General features: G+C 71.3%; 18 protein-coding genes, 1 tRNA gene, 1 other RNA gene and 1 pseudogene. 11 read left to right on the top strand and 10 right to left on the bottom strand.

Annotated elements, in window-relative coordinates; translation table 11 throughout:
- Positions 1-110: 110 nt before the first annotated feature.
- Positions 111-207: signal recognition particle sRNA small type (gene ffs, locus QUE38_RS12890), an RNA gene on the bottom strand.
- An 84-nt stretch (positions 208-291) separates the two neighbouring features.
- Here ffs and QUE38_RS12885 point away from each other — a divergent pair.
- On the top strand, positions 292-942 hold the full coding sequence (locus QUE38_RS12885) for an NAD(P)H-binding protein (protein WP_286308687.1): 651 nt from the start codon (positions 292-294) through the stop codon (positions 940-942).
- 100 nt (positions 943-1042) lie between these two features.
- On the opposite strand, the gene QUE38_RS12880 is transcribed toward QUE38_RS12885, so the two are convergent.
- Entirely contained in the window at positions 1043-1267 is a 225-nt protein-coding gene (locus tag QUE38_RS12880) for a DUF433 domain-containing protein (protein ID WP_286308686.1), read from the bottom strand.
- 138 nt (positions 1268-1405) lie between these two features.
- Between QUE38_RS12880 and QUE38_RS12875 the strand changes: the two genes are divergently transcribed.
- Positions 1406-1493: transfer RNA gene (locus tag QUE38_RS12875), tRNA-Ser, on the top strand.
- Between the two features lie 30 nt (positions 1494-1523).
- On the opposite strand, the gene QUE38_RS12870 is transcribed toward QUE38_RS12875, so the two are convergent.
- From QUE38_RS12870 to QUE38_RS12855, 4 genes are all read right to left on the bottom strand, one after another.
- Positions 1524-2051, bottom strand: coding sequence for a DUF1269 domain-containing protein (locus QUE38_RS12870; protein ID WP_286308685.1), 528 nt, complete (start codon positions 2049-2051; stop codon positions 1524-1526).
- A 176-nt stretch (positions 2052-2227) separates the two neighbouring features.
- Complete coding sequence (locus QUE38_RS12865; protein ID WP_286308683.1) at positions 2228-2353, bottom strand: hypothetical protein; 126 nt, start codon at positions 2351-2353, stop codon at positions 2228-2230.
- Positions 2350-3411 (bottom strand): DUF4240 domain-containing protein, encoded by a 1062-nt coding sequence (locus QUE38_RS12860; protein WP_286308682.1) that lies wholly within the window; start codon positions 3409-3411, stop codon positions 2350-2352. Before QUE38_RS12860 ends, QUE38_RS12865 begins: the two co-directional genes overlap by 4 nt.
- Before the next feature lie 167 nt (positions 3412-3578).
- Complete coding sequence (locus tag QUE38_RS12855) at positions 3579-4571, bottom strand: phosphotransferase family protein (RefSeq protein ID WP_286308680.1); 993 nt, start codon at positions 4569-4571, stop codon at positions 3579-3581.
- Positions 4572-4604: 33 nt separating this feature from the next.
- On the opposite strand from QUE38_RS12855, the gene QUE38_RS12850 reads away from it, so the two are divergent.
- A complete protein-coding gene (locus QUE38_RS12850) occupies positions 4605-5075 on the top strand; it encodes a helix-turn-helix domain-containing protein (protein WP_286308679.1) in 471 nt (156 codons plus the stop codon).
- Positions 5072-5488, top strand: coding sequence for a ribonuclease HepT family protein (locus QUE38_RS12845; protein ID WP_286308677.1), 417 nt, complete (start codon positions 5072-5074; stop codon positions 5486-5488). The genes QUE38_RS12850 and QUE38_RS12845 overlap by 4 nt, the downstream gene beginning before the upstream one ends.
- Positions 5489-5592: 104 nt before the next feature.
- Here QUE38_RS12845 and QUE38_RS12840 read toward each other — a convergent pair whose 3' ends face one another.
- From QUE38_RS12840 to QUE38_RS12825, 4 genes are read right to left on the bottom strand one after another with little or no spacing between them, the layout of a single operon-like run.
- A complete protein-coding gene (locus QUE38_RS12840; RefSeq protein WP_286308675.1) occupies positions 5593-7788 on the bottom strand; it encodes an SCO7613 C-terminal domain-containing membrane protein in 2196 nt (731 codons plus the stop codon).
- Positions 7785-9344, bottom strand: a complete 1560-nt coding sequence (locus QUE38_RS12835) for a hypothetical protein (RefSeq protein ID WP_286308674.1) — start codon at positions 9342-9344, stop codon at positions 7785-7787. Before QUE38_RS12835 ends, QUE38_RS12840 begins: the two co-directional genes overlap by 4 nt.
- Positions 9341-9586, bottom strand: a complete 246-nt coding sequence (locus QUE38_RS12830; protein ID WP_286308673.1) for a helix-turn-helix domain-containing protein — start codon at positions 9584-9586, stop codon at positions 9341-9343. Before QUE38_RS12830 ends, QUE38_RS12835 begins: the two co-directional genes overlap by 4 nt.
- The gene (locus QUE38_RS12825) at positions 9587-10027 is read right to left on the bottom strand and encodes a DUF2975 domain-containing protein (RefSeq protein ID WP_286308671.1); all 441 of its coding nucleotides are present in this window, start codon (positions 10025-10027) and stop codon (positions 9587-9589) included.
- 292 nt (positions 10028-10319) lie between these two features.
- Between QUE38_RS12825 and QUE38_RS12820 the strand changes: the two genes are divergently transcribed.
- From QUE38_RS12820 to QUE38_RS12785, 7 genes and pseudogenes are all read left to right on the top strand, one after another.
- A complete protein-coding gene (locus QUE38_RS12820; protein ID WP_286308670.1) occupies positions 10320-11330 on the top strand; it encodes a LacI family DNA-binding transcriptional regulator in 1011 nt (336 codons plus the stop codon).
- 15 nt (positions 11331-11345) lie between these two features.
- The gene (locus QUE38_RS12815; protein WP_286308669.1) at positions 11346-12302 is read left to right on the top strand and encodes a glycoside hydrolase family protein; all 957 of its coding nucleotides are present in this window, start codon (positions 11346-11348) and stop codon (positions 12300-12302) included.
- Between the two features lie 350 nt (positions 12303-12652).
- Positions 12653-13942 carry an ABC transporter substrate-binding protein gene (locus QUE38_RS12810; RefSeq protein ID WP_286308667.1) on the top strand — a complete coding sequence of 430 codons (1290 nt, stop codon included), beginning with the start codon at positions 12653-12655 and terminating at the stop codon, positions 13940-13942.
- Between the two features lie 82 nt (positions 13943-14024).
- Positions 14025-15023: a carbohydrate ABC transporter permease gene (locus QUE38_RS12805; RefSeq protein WP_286308665.1), complete on the top strand. Its 999-nt coding sequence runs from the start codon at positions 14025-14027 to the stop codon at positions 15021-15023.
- Positions 15020-15964: a carbohydrate ABC transporter permease gene (locus tag QUE38_RS12800; RefSeq protein WP_286308664.1), complete on the top strand. Its 945-nt coding sequence runs from the start codon at positions 15020-15022 to the stop codon at positions 15962-15964. The genes QUE38_RS12805 and QUE38_RS12800 overlap by 4 nt, the downstream gene beginning before the upstream one ends.
- 29 nt (positions 15965-15993) lie before the next feature.
- The gene (locus QUE38_RS12795; protein WP_286308662.1) at positions 15994-16827 is read left to right on the top strand and encodes a hypothetical protein; all 834 of its coding nucleotides are present in this window, start codon (positions 15994-15996) and stop codon (positions 16825-16827) included.
- Positions 16800-18202: pseudogene (locus QUE38_RS12785) on the top strand (beta-galactosidase); the annotation flags it as partial. The gene QUE38_RS12795 and the pseudogene QUE38_RS12785, both read left to right, overlap by 28 nt.
- Positions 18203-18274 lie beyond the last annotated feature (72 nt).

The following is an 18274-nucleotide window of genomic DNA, read 5'->3' as shown; positions in this document are numbered from 1 at the left end:
AGCCTAGGGATGTTCCGCGCGGGCCGACAGGGCGGGGCCGGAGCGCCGTCAGGGCGAGTGAGCGGATGCCCCGGGGCATCCGTCGTCGTGTGCTCGAAGGCGCCCGGACATGCGAAGACTCCCCGCGCACCCGCCAGAGCCCGGTTACCCTTGCTGCGTCTCCGCCCTGGGGGAGTTGGCCTGGATGGCGCCACGCGGGGAGCCGAGGACCAGTCTACCCGAGCCGGAGCGTGCTGTTCGCCGAAGGCGGAGGCGGTTGCGCGCGAGGCGGGCGCGTCGTTGACTGGCGGCATGCGCATCGTCATCGCCGGCGGCCACGGCCAGATCGCCCTGCTCCTCGAGCGTCGTCTCGCGGACGCCGGGCACGAGCCGGTCGCCCTCATCCGCAACCCGTCGCACGAGTCCGATGTCGTGGCCGCGGGCGCCCAGCCCGTGCTGCTCGACCTCGAGTCCACCGACGCCGACGCGCTCGCGCGCGTGCTCGCGGGCGCCGACGCCGCGGTCTTCGCGGCGGGCGCCGGCCCCGGCAGCACGCCCGAGCGCAAGGGCACCGTCGACCGCGACGCATCCGTGCTGCTCGCCGACGCCGCCGTGCAGGCCGGCGTGCCCCGCCTCGTGCAGATCTCGGCCATGAGCGCGGACCGCTACGAGGCCGACTCCGACGACATCTTCCAGATCTACCTGCGGGCCAAGAGCGAGGCGGATGCCCGGCTGCGCGAGACCTCGCTCGAGTGGACCATCGTGCGCCCCGGGCGCCTGACCAACGAGCCCGCGACGGGTGCGGTGACGATCGGCGAGTCGGTCTCGTACGGGGAGATTCCGCGCGACGACGTGGCCGCCGTCATCGCCGAGCTGCTCGTGTCGGGCGCGGGCGTGCGCTGGCAGTTCGACCTCGTGTCGGGCGACACCACGGTGGGCGAGGCGGTGGGCGCGCTGCGATAGCTCGTCGCATCCGCTCGCCCTGTGTCTTCGGGCGCCGCTCGATCACCGGATCAGCGCAACTCGATGAGCCTGTTGCCGTCCTCGACGAGGAAGCGCACCGTCAGGACGCGAGCACGATCGTGTGGTCGGCCTGCGCGGCGGCGTACTCGAGACACGCACGAATGTCCTCGGCGGTCAGGTACGGGTAGTCCTCGAGAATCTCCGACTCCGGCGCGCCGGCGGCGAGGAGCGCAAGGACGTCCGACACGCGCACCCTCGTCCCGCGGATCGCCGGGCGACCGTGGACGACATCGGGGTCCACGACGATGCGCTCGAGCAGTGACATGGAATCAGGGTACCGCGAGCTCAAGCGGGTGCCGAGGGCGAACGGCGCATCCGCTCACCCGGACCCCGGTCCCGCTCGATGCGGGCCGGAGGCCGGTGGTCGGTTAGGATGGTCGGCGGCCGGGTTCACGCCCGCCCTGGAGGATTCGCCTAGTGGCCTATGGCGCACGCTTGGAAAGCGTGTTGGGTGCAAGCCCTCAGGGGTTCGAATCCCCTATCCTCCGCCATTTTCCGGACTTCTGGCTCCGCTTTCCCGTCTACGCGTTCAGCTGCTCGACGATGTCGTCGGCCGAGTCGTCGATCGCCTTGCGAAGCTTCTCGTAGTCGTCCGAGTCGATCGCCTTGTTGATGCGCTTCTCGGAGCGGATGAGCGCCTTCTCGACCTTGTCGGCCCACTTGTCGTCGACCACGGCGACGACCGCGGACGTGCCCGGCGCGAGGTACTCGTCGACGTCGACGCCGAACTGCTTCTCGTCGCGGTTCTTCCGGATCTTGCCGAGGATCGCGCCGATGCCGGCGCCCACCGCCGTCGCCGCGAGCAGCGGCGGCGCGAACAGGCCCACCACGACTCCTGCGCCGGCACCCCAGGCCGCGCCGTGACCGACCGTCTTGTCACCGTGTTCCTCGACCCGCACCCCGCCGTCCTTGTCGCGGGTGAGCACGACCGCGCCCCTGATCTCGTAGCCGCCCGAGTCCTGCCCGTTGCGAAGCGCCCGGTAGTCGTCCGATGCAGCGGATGCATCGTCGTACGAGCCGACCACGATCGCGAGGTTCTCCGTACCCATCGATATCTCCCTTGATCTCGAGGAAGCGGTCGGTCGCGCGAGCCCCTGTGCCATGTCGTCGCGACGTCCTCGGGTCGAGGTGACGCCCCGCCCCGGAGCGGTCGAACGGCGACCGCTGCGCTCCTGCGCGCATCCTCCCACAGCCGGCTTCCGCACAACAGGGGCGATGCGCGTCGCTAGCCCACGCGCTCCCCGCGGTGGAACCTCGACAGGAAGTCGTCCATGTCCAGCCTGCTCGGGCGGCGCAGCGTGACGATCGGCTGACCCCTCGCGATGGTGCCGTAGTCGTCGGTCACGATCACGGTGTTGATCGTCTCCCCCGCAGCCAGGCGCGTCCCGATGAGCGTGGACACCTGCTGCTGCGCCCCTCCTCCGTGTGGTCGACGACACTGCCGAGCAACTCGCGAACGTGGCTCGGCCCCGTGACGAACGCCACGAAGCCGCGCGGCCATCCGCTCTTGCCGCCGCCGAAGATGCTCTCCAGCTGCACCCGGGCGGAGAACGGGCCGGGCGCGGGCCGGTCGTCGACGCGCCTGCGAGACGGGCGAAGCGGCTCGGCATCGGGCCAGAACTGCGGATTCGTCCCGGTCGAGATCGGCCAACTCCGAACCGGGAGCGGCTGACCCGTGGCGTCCTCGTAGACGTAGAGCAGCTCCGGAGTCGAGAGCCCGTCGACGCCCGGGACGCCCGGCCGCGGGTCGCGGACATGGGCTTCGAACGCGGCACGACCGCGGGCGATGATCTCGCAGCGGTACATCAGCGACGCATCGTGGTCGATCTCCGTCGGGTCGCTGGTGAGACCAACCGTGTTGCCGGGCGCGTCCAGCTCGAACAGCTTGCGATCGAGCGCATCCATGAAGTCGTAGGGCATGTGATCGGAGAGGTCTGCGAGCAGGCGCGCGAGCCGCTCCGCGGACGCCTCGCCGACCTCACCGCCCAACTCGTGCACGAGCTCCCAGAAGGCGTCGTCCGGGAGCGGCTGGCGGCCCTCGTCGCGCTGCTCGGCCGTCTCGATCGCGTCGACGGCCCACGACACCCACTCGACCGGGTCGTCGATGGTTGCCGGGAGGACGCGGTCGGAGACGATCACGGGGCCGAGCGGATCGACGATGTCGAACTGCGTGCGGGCGATCACTCGCACCGACCCGCCGACGCTCACCCCGATGCCGCGCCGGTCGCGCTCGGAGGTGTGGAACAGCACCTTGTCGGTGTAGCTGCCGCGGATCGTCGACACGACCCGCGTCGCCCAGCCCTGCGTCAACCGGCCGCCGACGAATCCGTACTGATCGAGATTGTCTCGCCGCCCCCACTCGTCGACGCGGCGCAGCAACTCCTCTGACGTGATCTCTACTTCGGCCATGTGGCGTGCACTCCTCGATGCGCTCCGCGCGATCACTCGTTGCGCGATGATCAGCGTCCCCGCGTAGCCGGAACTCCGAGCATGCTACTGACGAGCAATCGGCTCGACCGTGAGTGCTCCACAGACCTCTGGCGCCTTGGCCCGCGACCCTCGCCCGGCAGGCTCCGCTATCCCTCGCCGGCGGCGAACCGCTCCATCAGGGCGTCGAGCTCACGGCGGCCGAAGTCGTAGACCTCGGTGTCGGTGTGGCCGCGATACTTCGTCTCGACGACCATGATGAGCGCCAGGTAGAGCGAGTAGAGGCGACGTCGGGTGCGCTGGTCGGCGTCGAGTGCGCCGAGGCCGAAGCCCGTCATGAAGTCGGACGGATCGCCGAATGCAGGCATGTCGAGCCCGGTCAGGCCCGCCTCCATCAGCGGGTCACCGTAGATCGCGCGCTCGTGGTCGAGGATCGCGACGATGCGCCCGTCGCGGATCATCGAGTTCTTGGTCCAGAGGTCGACCTCGACCAGGCGCGGCACGGTCACGCCGTCGAGCGCGTCGGCATGGTCGGCGAGCACCGCCCGGAACGCATCGGGGTGCCGTCCGAGGTCGATGCCGACCCGCTCGCCGTCGACGAGCGTGTCCTCGACCATGGTGGTGAACGCCTCGCGCCACGTTGCCGCTCCTGGGCCGAGGAGCGGCCCGAAGTGCGGGCCGACGATGGAGTTGATCTCCCGGTTCATGGCACCGAGCTCGCGCGTGGCGGTCGCCACCACCTCGGCGCTGAGCCGGCCGTCGGCGGCTGCGAACCCGAAGTTGTCGGCGTCGACGTACTCCATGAAGAACAGGTCGGCGTCGACGACTTCGTGCGTGAGGTCGATGTGGTCGACCCGCGGCACCGGCACCGACGTGCGGGTCGACACCAGCCGCATCGCCTCGAGTTCGGCGCGCATCATGCCGACCTCGCGCGTGAGCACGGCGACGCCGGCGGGCGGCGCGATCTTCAGCACGACCCGCTCCCCGTCGCCCAGCGTGATGCAGTACGCGACGTTGAACCATCCCTCGGTGATCTCGTCGGCGAACTCGTCGCCGGTCGGCACGCGGTCGGCACCGTAGGCGCGCGCGATCAGCGTGCGCAAGGTGGCCACCGACTGGCGATTCTTGGTGACGCTCTCCATCGAGAGCTAGGCTATATCACGGAGGTATGGTCCATGGCCGATCGGTTCGACACTGCGCGCGCGGGCGCGCTGGTCGCCGCCGCGCGCGCGGACCGAGGCATGTCGCAGACGGAACTCGCGCGCGCCGCCGGCATGAGCCAGCCCAACGTCGCAGCCATCGAATCGGGTCGGCGTGTGGTCAGCGGGGAAGTCCTCGAGCGGCTGCTCCGCGCAGCGGACTACCGGCCGAGCCTCTCGCTCGAGGAGTCGGCTGATGAGATCGTCGCGGCGGGCGAGCGCCACGGTCTTCGCGACATCCGGGTCTTCGGCTCGATTGCGCGGGGCACCGACCACTTCACCTCCGACATCGACCTGCTCGCCCGCGTCGACGACGAGCGCGGGTACTTCGACATCGCGATGTTCCAGAACGCCGTCGAGGCGCTCACCGGCTTCCCGGTCGACGTCGTGGTCGACGATGCGGGCCGCCCAGCGTTCCTCGACGATGCCGAACTCGTGGTGCTGTGAGCGACGAGAGCCGCGAGCGCCGGTTCGTGCGACGGCCACGGACCGGGGAGGATGCCTCGGCACTCGAAGCTGCTCGCGCGCGATTCAGCGAGAGCCTCGACGCGATCGAGACGTTCCTGCGCCACGCGACCGCGGGTGGGCGCGCCGCGTTCGAGCACAACTCCCCGGCGTACGCGTCCGGCTCGATGGCGATCATCCGCACCGCGGCACTCTTCGAGGAGGACGAGTTCCGACCGTTCCTCAGCGAGGTGCCGACAGAGGTCGAACGCGGCATCGCGACGACGCGCAACATCGTCTCCCACTCGGGCTATCGCGCGATGAACGACGACGTGTTCTGGGCGACGCTCACCATGCACCTCCCACCCTTCATCGCGGCGTGGCGGGCGGCCTCGCGCACACCACCCACCGCCTGAGGGCCGTTCCTCGGGCTGAGGGCGGAAGCTTCGGCCCTCAGCGCAAGGAGTCGCCCTCAGCGAGGGTGTGGCCCGGACGCGAGGCTACGGGGCGGGCACACGTCTCAGCGCAGGTCGCCGAGTCGTGCCGCGAACCCGGCGCTCTCGCCCGCACGTCGCTCGTACGTCACCGCGATGATGAGCAGCACCGCGCCGACCACCGACAGGGTGATCCACCACGGCATGGACTCGATGCCGCGGCCGATCTGCACCAGGAACGCCAGCACGTTCTCGATCGGCAGCACCACGACGCCGATCACGAACGGGGCGGCGAGCCGCAGGCTCGCCCCGACGAGGATCGCGGCGAGCGCGAGCACCATCACGAGGATCGCCCGCCAAGTCTGCGGGTCGGTGTAGGTGGCCGCGACCGAGGCGCTGAGGGTCACGACGATGCCGGGCGCGAGGAGCGGCCAGGAGCCGGCCCGGCCTGCGGGCCACGAAGAGAGGGACCGGAGCTCCCCGTCGGAGCCGCCGGCGGCAGCCCGCAGCCCGAGCGCCCCGGCCAGCACGAGAAAGCCTCCGAGTGGGAGGGAGAACCACTCGACGCGGAGTTCGCGGGGGCTCCAGGCGACCACGGCCGTCACGAAGGCGACCGCGAACAGGAACCACACCGGGGGCAGGAACGTGCCCCCGCGGATCGCCCGGTCGGCCGCGACCACCAGTACGACGAGCAGCGCCAGAAGCAGCGCCCACATCGTCCAGATCGCGGACCAGGCCGGCTCGATCGTCGGCCAGACGCCGGCCGCCGCCGTGAGCACGGCAGGGGCGGCGAGCCAGCGCGTGCGCCGCAGCCGAGAGCCGGCGGGCGCGCCCGTTCGGAGCATGCGCGCGGCCGTCGCGGCGGCGGCCGCCGCCACCGTGCCGAGGCCGAGCGCCCAGGCGACGGCCGGCGTTCCCGGCGCCGCATCGAGCCCGAGGCCCCAACGGGCTCCCTCGATGGGCGCCGCGGCAGCCGCGACGACGGCGGCGGCGAGGATGGCGGGGCGCAGCGCGTCGAGGCGGAGTATCCGCTCGCCGTCTGCGCGGCCGAGCAATGCGCTCGTGCCCACGAGCGCCCACGCGGCGGCGACCAGGCCGTAGGCGCGCCACGGGTGGGCAGCGCCGCTCCCGGCCACGGCCAGGACGACCAAGAGCGGCGCGATCGCCGCGAGCAGCCCGGCGGCGAACAGCCCGGTCGCCCGTGCGCCCCGCGCCGTGCGCACGACCGCGACGAGGGCCGCGCCGAGCGCCGGAGGCAGCAGGTGCGCCTCCACCGAGCTCACGCCGACGAGCGACCACAGGCTCCAGAGCGCGCCCGTGAACGCAGCGCCCGCGAGCCACCAGCCGTACCGACGGATGGTGAAGTGCGCCTGAGCCGCGAACCCGACACCCAGTACGAGCAGCACGACGAGTGCGGTGGGCGCGCCGGCCGCCTCTCGCGTCAGGGCCAGCACGACGGCGATCGCGGCGGTGGCAAGGGACGAGCCCTCGATCGCGAGGCGGGCCGCGGCCGCATCACGAGCACCGACACGTGGCTCGAGGGCCGCCCGGATCGCCGCGGTCGACGGGAGCACCACGGCGACGAGGACCGCGACGACGGGCAGCACTACGGGTGACCCACTCGTCTCGAGGAACTGCGCGCCCAGGCACACGACGACCACCGCCGCCGAGGGCACGACGAGGCCCGCGGCGGCCGAGCGGAGCAACGTGCCGAGGCCGGCGCGTCGGGTGACGGTGAGCGCGACGGCCAGCAGCAGGATCACTCCGGTCGACAGCGCCGTCCACCCGCTGCGCTCGACCAGCACCAGGGCCACACCGACGACGAACGGCACGGCCGTGACGGCCAGGATCGCGACCCACGATCGCGGCGGGACGCGCCGCAGGAACGTGGCGACGATCGCGCCGACACCGGCAGCGCTCGTGGTGAGGCTCAGCACCGCGATCGCCGTGACATCCGCACGCCCGAGCGCGGTCGCGAGCACGACGAGCGCGTAGGCGAACCCGACGCCGGTGTGCACGAACCGCGCGGACGCGGGGACGGTCCCGGCGAGGACGGCGACGGCGCCGACGACCCCGATGCCCGCCCAGACGGTGGTCTCGGGATGCTGCCACGACAGCGCGGCGGCGAGGAGGACCACCAGGTGCGCCCCGACCACGACCGGCAGGCGACGCGCGAGCCCCGCGGCACGGAGGGGCGTGCGCGTCGCGACGACCGCGAGCGCGACGCCGAGCGCCAGGCCGAGCGCGATGCCGGCCCCGGGCGACACAGCGGGCAGCGTCATGGCGAGCAGCAGCGCGAGCACGCCGTACCACTGCCCGAGGTAGCCGAGCCAGGCGGTGCCCAGCGCGCGTGGTGCGACGGTGGGGGACTCAGCCGCAGGCTCCGCACTGCTTGGTGCGGGACCGGACTCCCCGCACCCGCCCGGCCGGGATCACGCGCCTCTCCCGTCGCGCGGGTCGTCCAGGTGAGCACGCCGAGCCCGAGGGCCAGCGCGGCCATCGCGACGGCGATTGGGGGTTCGACCGGGTCGACGGCGATCGTCCTCGCCCGATCGCCCAGCGAGACGACCGCGATGAGCGCCGCGAGGGCGATGGCAGTCGGGGGCGCCGCGGCGGTGCCGACCGCGGTGACGGCCCCGCCGAGAAGGAACGGCGCTCGCACCCGGCGGTGCAGCGGGCGGGCGGCGCCGATCGCCACGAGGGTGGCCACGGCGGCCGAGGGCACGAGCGCCCACAGCCACACGGAGGGGACCCGCTCGGCGAAGACGCCCACGGCCGCCGTGACCGCGGACAGCACTGCGGATGCGCCCGCGACGAAGCTCCAGAAGCCGCCCGCGGGCGGGCGGGCCGATGCCACGGCGATCACGGCCACGACGAGGGCGGACGCGCTGACGGTGAACGCGGGCACGGTCGGCACGGCACCCGGCACGTACACCGACTGGATCAGCGCGACGACGGCGAAGGCGGCCTGCAGCACGGTGAGCGTCACGATCTCGGCCGTGAGCACCGTGCCGACGCGGGACCGGAGCCGCACGGCCCATGCGACCAGCGCCGCGGCAGCGGCCGCAGACGTGAGCGTGCCCGCGATCACCCCCGCCGGCTCGGGAGAGGCGAACCCCAGTAGGAGTGGCACGAATGCCAACGCCGTGAGCGAGCTCCAGACCCACACACGCAGTCGCAGCCGGACCGCGAGCAGCGCCATCGGCCAGGCGCCGGCCAGGGTCGCGATCGCGATCGCCACCCACGGGTCAACCGCCGCGGGGAGCAGCGGAATCGACGCGGCGACGGTGAGTGCGGTGAACACCAGGCCGAGCCCGCCGACGGCCTCGGCCGAGAAGCGCAGGTCGCGACGCACCAGCACGACGGCGGCGCCGAGGAACGCGGCGGCGATCGGGGCGAGAATGACCGCTCGCACGCCCGATCCCGCAAGGTCCGGGTTGAAGAACGCGAACACGACGGCGGCGACGGCGACGAGTCCTGCTCCGGCGACGGCGAGCACCGACTGGACCGTGGCGGATGGAGCCGCCTCGGGCGTCGTGCGCGGCACGGCGTCGCTCGGCACGGATGCGACGGGCGGGACGGATGCCGGGACGGCGTCCCGCGCGATGACGGGCACCCGGTCGAGCACGGCCTGGCGGTCGCCCAGCGCCTCGGCCGCGCGCTGCGACGCCTCCCAGAGTTCAGTGCCGAGCTCGGCGTAGTCGGCGCCGCACCGCCCGCACCGGTTCGCACGCACCTCACCCTCGCCGCACCGGGGACAGGTGTGGTTGTCGAGCAGGTGCGCGATCGCCCGCGTGCTCCACGCCGGAGCGGGCCGCGTCTGCGTGGCAGCGCTCACGCTTCGGCCCCGTCTGCTGCTGCCGGGACGTCCGCTTCGTCCGGCACCCACTCAAGGATGTCGCCGGGCTGGCACTCCAGAACACGGCAGATCGCGTCGAGCGTCGTGAACCGCACCGCCTTCGCGCGCCCATTCTTCAGGACCGAGACGTTCGCCGGGGTGATGTCGATCGCGGTGGCGAACTCGGCGACCGACATCTTCCGCCGAGCGAGTTCGACGTCGAGGTTGATGATGATCGCCACTCAGACCACCTCCGACAGGTCGTGCTCCAACTGCAGCGCCTTCATCAGCAACCCACGGAGGACCAAGATGAGGAGCGACAGCCCGCCGCCGACGATAACCCCGAGCACGAGTAGGAGGGTGATCGAGGGAGTGAGGGTTCCCGTGAAGCTCAGCGTGACGAAGGCGACGAGCACTAGGAACGTGGCGAAGGCCACGGCACCGAGGCTCAGGTCGACTGCGGGGAAGGCGCTCTCGCGGAAGATGGCGTCCTCGCTCACGAGCGACAGCAGGCGCCACACGCAGAGCATCACCACCTGGACGCACGTGAGGAAGAGGATGCCGACGATGATGCCGGGGATCTCGAGGTACGCGATATCGGCGTAGCGCACGGCGGACTGCGTGGCAACGGCCGGGACGACGAACACCTGACAGCACAGCAGGAGTGCGAGCTGGACGGCCATGAGAACCTTCAGGACGATGATCGTCGTACACTGCATGCTTTTGCCCTATCGATAAACGGAACTAATCTATCGATAAACAATAGTTATCGGATGCCGCGGGCGGAAGTCCCGCCATTCAGATGCTGAAGTCTCTCTGAAGTGACACCTGGTCGGTGACCACCAACCATGCGACCAGGTCACGCGCCCGCCGAGGGAGCACCTCCGACGGCTTGACGGCGCGGCGCGCGCGATCTCCTACGATGGGGGCACTCCCGCGAGGCGCGCGGGGCGGTTCGGAAGAGACGGGCGAGCGATGAGGCGAGTGGGCATCCGCGATGTCGCCGCGCGCGCCGGCGTCTCGATCAGCACCGTGTCGAACGCGCTCAACCGGCCGCACCTCGTGAGCGCGGCGCTCGCCGATCGCGTCCGCGACGCGGCCGACCAGTTGGGGTACGTGCCGCTCCAGGCCGCCCGCCAGCTGCGCGCGGGGCGCAGCGGGCTGCTCGGCATGACGGTCATCAACATCGCCAACCCGTACTTCGCCGAGCTCGTGGCGGGCGCCGAGGACGCGGCATCCGCTGCGGGCCTCCGTGTGCTCGTCGGCAACAGCAGCGACGACGCCGCGAAGGAGCGCGACCACCTCGAGCTGTTCGAGCGCGTGCAGGTCGAGGGCGCGCTCGTCAGCCCGTTCGCCGACACCGGGCCGTGGCTCGAGCGGCTGCGGCGGCGCGGCATCCCCGTGGTGATGGTCGACGCCGTGGACGACGCCGGCGAGCTGGCATCCGTTTCGTTCGATGACGTCGCCGGCGGCCGACTCGCCACCGAGCACCTGCTCGAGATCGGCCGACGTCGCCTCGCGTTCGTCGGGGCGCGCGAGGAGGTACGCCAGGTGCGCGAGCGCCTGCAGGGTGCGCGCGATGCGGTGGGGCAGGTGACGGATGCCTCGCTCGAGCCGATCTGGACCCGGAGTTCGACCTCGGAGAAGGGCCTCGCGTTCGGCGAGGAGATCGCCGCGCGCGACCCTGCGGACCGCCCCGACGGCCTCGTCGTCTCGAACGACCACCTCGCGATCGGACTGCTGCACGGGCTCATCTCGAAGGGCGTGCGCGTGCCCGAGGACATCGCCGTGGTCGGCTACGACGACATCGAGTTCGCCGCGATCGCGACGGTGCCGCTCACGTCGATCCGCCAGCCCGCGCGCGACATGGGCCGCACGGCCGCCGAGCTGCTGCAGGCGCTGATCGCCGGCGATGCCGACGACATCGAGCGCCACGTCGTCTACCAGCCCGAGCTCATTGTGCGCGCCTCGACCGTCGCCGGCTGAGCCACCGGAGGCACCATGATCGAGCCCGACGCCGCCGCACCCGGCGAGATCTACCGCGACCCGGTGTACGACGGGGCGACCGACCCGACCGTGGTGGTCGACGCGGCGGGCACATGGTGGATGCACTACACGCAGCGCCGCGCGAACCACCCCGACCCGGGCCCCGGCGTCGCGTGGGTGCACGGCAGCCGCATCGGGGTCGCGACGAGCGACGACGGCCGGCACTGGGAGTACCGGGGCACGCTCGAGTCGACCCGCGGCGGCCTCGAACTGCGCGAGGGCGCCCCGCCCGAAGTCGTCACCGAGACCCACTGGGCACCCGACGTCATCCACGACGGCGCGCGCTGGCGCATGTACCTCACCGAGATCGGGGGCGTGCCGACCGAGTGGGCGGGGCACGCGCGGCGCATCGTCGAGTACGTCTCCGACGATCTCGTGCACTGGGAGCGGCGCGCACCGCTCGCGCTCGACAGCAACCTCGTGATCGACGCCGCGGTCGCGCACTGCCCGGACGGACTCTGGCGCCTCTGGTACAAGGACGAGGCCGCCGACTCGGTCACCAAGGTCGCAGTCTCCCCCGACCTTGCGACCTGGCAGCCCGGCGGCACCGCCATCGGCGGCCGGGCGCACGAGGGGCCGTACGTGTTCGCGCTCGGCGGCCGGTGGTGGATGCTCACCGACGAGTGGCGCGGGATGGCCGTGCACCACTCCCCCGATGCCGTTGCGTGGCAGCGCCAGGGCGGCCCGGACGACGTGATCCTCGGCGAGTCGGGGCCGGCGAGCGCCGGCATGCAGATCGGGCGGCACGGCATGGTCGTCGTGCGCGGCGACGAGGCGCGGCTGTACTACTTCACCCACCCGTGGTGGGACGGATCGGAGATCGCCGAAGCGGATGCCGCGCACCAGCGCCGCAGCACGGTGCACGTCGCACGACTGCGCGTCGTCGGCGACCGGCTGGTCTGCGAGCGGTAGCGGGCGGACGCTCGCGGCCGACCGAGTCGGCGAGCGGCAGCGTGCGAGCGCACGCGGCTGACCGAGCGTCAGCGTTCGGCCATCGCCCGCGGGGGCGGGCGGCATCCGCATTCGAACGTAGACTGTGCCCGGTCACAGTCGACGGGTGCCAGGAGCCCGGAATCGTGACCTCGTCGTTATTGAAACGTCCAAATCTCGACACGCCGCCCCTTGCGAAACGTTTTTTTGCACGCTAGATTGCTGGGCAAGCGCTTTCCCATCCGCACCAGGGCCGGGCGCGACACCGCAACCAAACGGACAACGAACGTCTCGGCGGACAATCGGACGAGGACGTTCAGGAGAGGACAACGATGTTCAGCAAGAAGCGGGCATTCGCCGGAGTCGCACTCGCGACCGGCGCCGCACTGGCCCTCGCCGGCTGCGCCGGCGGATCCGAGTCGGCGGGCGAACTCGACCCCGACGAGGAGGTCACCCTCGACCTCGCGTTCTGGGGCAACGACGTTCGCGCCGAGCTCTACAACGAGGTCATCGACGCGTTCGAGGCCGAGTACCCGAACATCACGGTGAACTCGACCTTCCTCGGCTACCCGGAGTTCTGGGAGAAGCGCCAGACCGAGGCCGCGGGCGGCAACCTGCCCGACGTGATGCAGTTCGACTACTCGTACCTGCGCCAGTACTCCGAGAACGGGCTGCTGCTCGACCTCGACCCGTACATCGGCGGCATCATCGAGTCCGACCCGCTGCCCGAGAACATCCTCTCGATCGGCGTCGTCGGCGGCACGACCTACGGCATCCCGACCTCGACCAACGCGTGGGGCATGTACACCAACCCGACCCTGCTCGGCGAGGTCGGCGTCGACGAGTTCGCCGGCGGCAGCTGGGACGACTACAACTCCTGGATGGCGGAGGTCACCGACGCCAGCGGCGGTGACGTCTACGGCGGCACCGACTGGACCGGTCGCATCCAGAACTTCGAGGTGCAGCTGCGCTCCGAGGGCTCGTACCTGTTCAGCGACGAGGGCGAGGCCGGCTTCGACGAGGCGCGCCTCGCCGAGTTCTGGGAGTCGGGCGCGGGCATCCGCGACGACGGCACCGTGATCGGCCAGCAGACCCTCGAGGAGGTCGCCCCGCTCTCCGGCTTCGGCGCCGCGCTCACCGTGAGCGAGCTCACCTGGGACAACTTCGGCGGCGGCTACCTCGCCGAGCTGGGCGAGGGCTACCCCGAGCTCGGCCTGGTCGCTCCCCCCGTGACCGTCGAGGGCTCGCAGGACCTGTACCTCAAGCCGTCGATGCTGCACTCGATCGCCGCGAACACCGACCACCCCGAGGCGTCGGCCACGCTGGTGAACTTCCTCATCAACAGCCCGGCGTCGGGTGAGATCTTCGGCACCAACCGCGGCCTGCCGGCCTCGGAGACCGCCCTCGCGGCCGCCGAGCTCGACCCGCTGAGCCAGCAGATCGCCGACTACGAGGCGTCGATCGCCGACCGCCTCGGCGACGCCCCGCCCGTGCCGATCAACGGCTACGGCACGCTGGAGGAGAAGTTCCGCCAGCTCGGCACCGAGCTGGGCTTCGGCACCATCACCGTCGACGAGGCCGTGAGCCAGTTCTTCGGCGAGATGGACGTCATCCTCGGCTGACGCACTCGCTCCGGGGTCCGGATCCACGTGATCCGGACCCCCGGGCACCGAACCCCATCCACGCAGTATCGGGAGCAATGACGTGACCACCACATCGACGAGGGCGCTCGTCACCGGCCGGCGCCTTCCCAAGGGCAGGCTGATGCCGCGCCGCACCAGCGAAGCCCCCGCCCAGCGTCCGGGCCAGCGGCGCCGGCAGTGGCGCGAGACGCTCGCGGGATACGGGTTCCTCAGCCCCTGGCTGATCGGCTTCTTCGGCCTCACGATCATCCCGATGATCTACTCGCTGTACCTGTCGTTCACCCGGTACAACATCTTCCAGCCGCCGCGCTGGATCGGCTTCGACAACTACATCCGGCTGTTCACGAACGACCCCCAGTTCATCCAGTCGGCCCAGATCACCCTGATCTACGTGCTCGTCGGCACCCCGGTCATGCTCGCCGCGGCCCTGGCCACCGCACTGCTGCTGAACTACCGCGACAAGGGCGCCGGGTTCTTCCGCTCCGCGTTCTACGCCCCGTCGCTGATCGCCGCGTCGGTGTCGGTCGCGATCGTGTGGCGTGCACTGTTCTCCACCGACGGCCCCGTCGACAACACGCTGAGCTTCTTCGGACTCGAGCTCGGCGGCTGGGTCGGCAACCCCGACCTCGTGCTCCCGGCGATGATCATCCTCGCCGTGTGGCAGTTCGGCGCCACCATGGTCATCTTCCTCGCCGGCCTCAAGCAGATCCCCAAGGAGCTCTACGAGGCCGCCGAGATGGACGGCGCGAACGCGATGCAGCGGTTCCGCGCGGTGACCATCCCGATGCTCTCCCCGGTCATCTTCTTCAACCTGCTGCTCGGCCTGATCGGCGCCTTCCAGGTGTTCTCGTCGGCGTACATCATCTCGAACGGCTCCGGCGGCCCGGCGGGCATGACGAACTTCATCACCCTGTACCTCTACAAGCGCGGCTTCAGCGACGGGCAGATGGGCTACGCCGCCGCGATCGCCTGGGTGCTGCTCGTGGTCGTCGCGATCATCGCCTTCATCCTGTTCCGCACCCAGCGCAGCTGGGTCCACTACTCGGGAGACAACCGATGAGCACCTCAAGCTTCGGAGAGCCCGCAGTCCAGGAGCTCGAGCACCAGCTCGACCCGAACACCACCGGTGCCCGGGGCCGCGACACGACCCCGCGCCGCAGGGTCAAGCGCAAGACCTGGCAGACCGTCATCTGGTTCGTCGTGCTCATCGCACTGACGGCGCTCGTGCTGTACCCGCTCGTGTGGCTGTTCTTCGCCACGTTCAAGCCGAACGCCGAGTTCGGGCAGAACACGGGCCTGATCCCCGAGAACCCCACGGGCGAGAACTACCTCAAGGTGCTCGAGGGCATCGCCGGCGTGCCGATGTGGAAGTTCTACTGGAACTCCCTCGTGCTCGCCACCGCAGCGGTCGTCGGCACCGTGATCTCGTCGGCCCTCGCCGCGTACGCGTTCGCGCGCATCCAGTTCAAGGGCCTGGCGATCCTGTTCGCCGCGATGATCGGCACGCTGCTGCTGCCGTTCCACGTCGTGATCATCCCCCAGTACCTGCTGTTCAACAACCTCGGCATGGTCGACACGTTCTGGCCGCTGATCCTGCCGAAGTTCCTCGCCACCGAGGCGTTCTTCGTCTTCCTGCTGGTGCAGTTCATGCGGCAGATGCCGCGCGACATGGACGAGGCGGCACGCATCGACGGCGCCGGGCACGTCCGCATCTTCTGGGCCATCATCGTGCCGCTGATCAAGCCCGCGCTCATCACCTGCGCGATCTTCAGCTTCATCTGGGCCTGGAACGACTTCCTCGGACCCCTGCTGTACCTCACCAGCCCCGAGAACTACCCCCTCCCGATCGCGCTGCGGCTCTACAACGACCAGACCTCGTCGTCGGACTACGGCGCAACCGTCACCGCATCGTTCGTCGCCCTGATCCCGATCCTCGTGTTCTTCGTGGTCTTCCAGCGCTTCCTGGTCGACGGCGTCGCCACCCAGGGCCTCAAGGGCTGACGCGCCGCGACGCGCATGGCAGGCTGACGATGGAGCAGACGATGGACCGCAACGAGGAACGCGCGGCGCGCCGCGCCGAGGCCGCAGCCCGTCGCGGTGAGCGCGACGGCAGCGGGCCGACGCGCGACGTCCACACGGTCGCCCGGTTCCCCGGCGCGACCGCGAAGTTCGCGCTGCTCGGCGAGGTGCTGCTCGTGGGGGTGCTCGTCACCCTGGTGGGCATCCTCGTGGTGACCCTGCCCGCCGCGCTCGCGGCCGGCACCCGCCACCTGCGCCGCTACATCGGCGCCGAGGGCTCGTCGCTGGGGCTGTTCTTCCGCGACGTGCGCATGGCACTGCCGGGCGGACTCGCGATCGGCGCCGGGGCCGCACTGCTCGCTGCCGTGCTCGCGCTCGACATCGTCATCGCGAGCTCTGGCCTGCTGCCGGGCGGCGCACTGATGGCCGTGGTCGGCTGGGTCGGCCTGCTCGCGCTCTCGGTCGTGCTGCTCGCCACCGCGGGACTGTGGTCGCCGCAGGCCGGATGGCGCGCCGCGCTCCGCGCCCTCCCCGCAGCCTCGCCGACGACGTGCCCGGCGCGCTCTACCTGGCCGCGACCGGCGTGTTCGTCGGCGTCGCGACGTGGGCGCTCGTGCCGCTCGTCATCCCCGCGCTGGGCTGCGCCGCGCTGGCGGTCGTCGCGATCCCCGAGCGCCCTCGGCACCGCGTCGGCTGAGCCGCATCCGCCCCAACCACCACCCACCGCACCCCGCGAAGGAGCCTCGACGTGCTGTACGGCGCCGACTACAACCCCGACCAGTGGCCGGAGGAGGTCTGGGACGACGACGTGCGCCTCATGCAGGAGGCGGGCGTCAACATCGTGAGCCTCGGCATCTTCGCCTGGTCACGCATCCAGCCGGCCGAGGGCGTCTGGGACTTCGCGTGGCTCGACACCGTGATCGAGAAGCTGCACGCGGGGGCATCCGCGTCAATCTCGCCACGGCCACCGCCTCGCCGCCGCCGTGGGTGAGCGCGCGCTACCCCGAGACCCTGCCCGCCGACGAGAGCGGTGCGACCTACTGGCCGGGCAGCCGCCAGCACTTCGCCCCGTCGTCGCCGACGTACCGGCGCCTCGCCGGTGAGCTCGTGCGCCGCATCGCCGGGCGCTACGTCGACCACCCCGCCGTGGTCATGTGGCACGTCGGGAACGAGTTCGGCTGCCACCTCCCGATGGACTTCTCCGACTCAGCCCGCGACGCGTACCGCGACTGGCTGCGCAACCGGTACGAGACCGTCGACGCGCTGAACGACGCCTGGGGCACGAGCTTCTGGTCGCAGCGCTACGGCGACTTCGACGAGGTCTTCCCGCCGCGGCTCGCGCCCTACAGCCACAACCCGTCGTCGATGCTCGACTGGCGCCGCTTCACCTCCGACATGCTGCTCGAGTGCTACCTGATGGAGCGCGAGATCCTGCTCGCCGCGGGCGCGACCCAGCCGATCACGACCAACTTCATGGGCCCGTTCAAGCCGGCCGACTACGCCGCCTGGGCGCCGCACATGGACGTGATCGCCGACGACTGCTACCCCGACCCGTCGAGCCCGACGCGCGTGCGCGACTCGGCGTTCCAGCGCGACCTCATCCGCTCGCTGAAGCCGGGCGTGCCGTGGCTGCTCTGGGAGCAGGCGACGGATGCGGTCAACTGGCGCCCCTCGAACCCGGGCAAGGCTCCCGGGCAGCTGATGGCCGAGACCGCCCAGTCGGTGTCGCGCGGCGCCGACGGCATCATGTTCTTCCAGTGGCGGCAGTCGCGCGCCGGCAGCGAGAAGTTCCACTCGGCGATGCTCCCCCACGCCGGCACCGACACGGCGACGTGGCAGGCGGTGACCGAGCTCGGGGCCCGCCTCGCGGCGCTGCCCGAGCTGCCTCCGCCGGGCCGTGACGCCAGGGTCGCGCTCGCGTTCGACTGGGAGAACTGGTGGGCCGTCGAGGAGCGCGACCACCCGACCGAGGTCGACTACCTCGCCGTGTGCCGCGAGTGGTACGGCGCCTTCCACTCCCGCGGCATCATGGTCGACATCGTGCCGCCCGAGCAGGTCGACGACGGGTACGACCTCGTCGTCGCACCAGCGCTGTACCTGCTGCGCGACGCGGGCGCCGACGCGCTGCTGCGGTTCGTCGAGGGCGGCGGCACGCTGCTCGCGGGCCCGTTCAGCGACGTGGTCGACGAGCACGACCAGTTCCGCGACGGCGGGTTCGTCACGCAACTGGGCGAGGCGCTCGGCGTGCGGTTCGAGGACTTCGGCGCGCTCGGCGGCGCGTCGACCGGCGGC

This window comes from Agromyces mangrovi (assembly GCF_030296695.1).
Classification (GTDB): domain Bacteria; phylum Actinomycetota; class Actinomycetes; order Actinomycetales; family Microbacteriaceae; genus Agromyces; species Agromyces mangrovi.
Note: the sequence above shows the minus strand (reverse complement) of the source record. Positions and strands in the feature narration are given on the sequence as shown.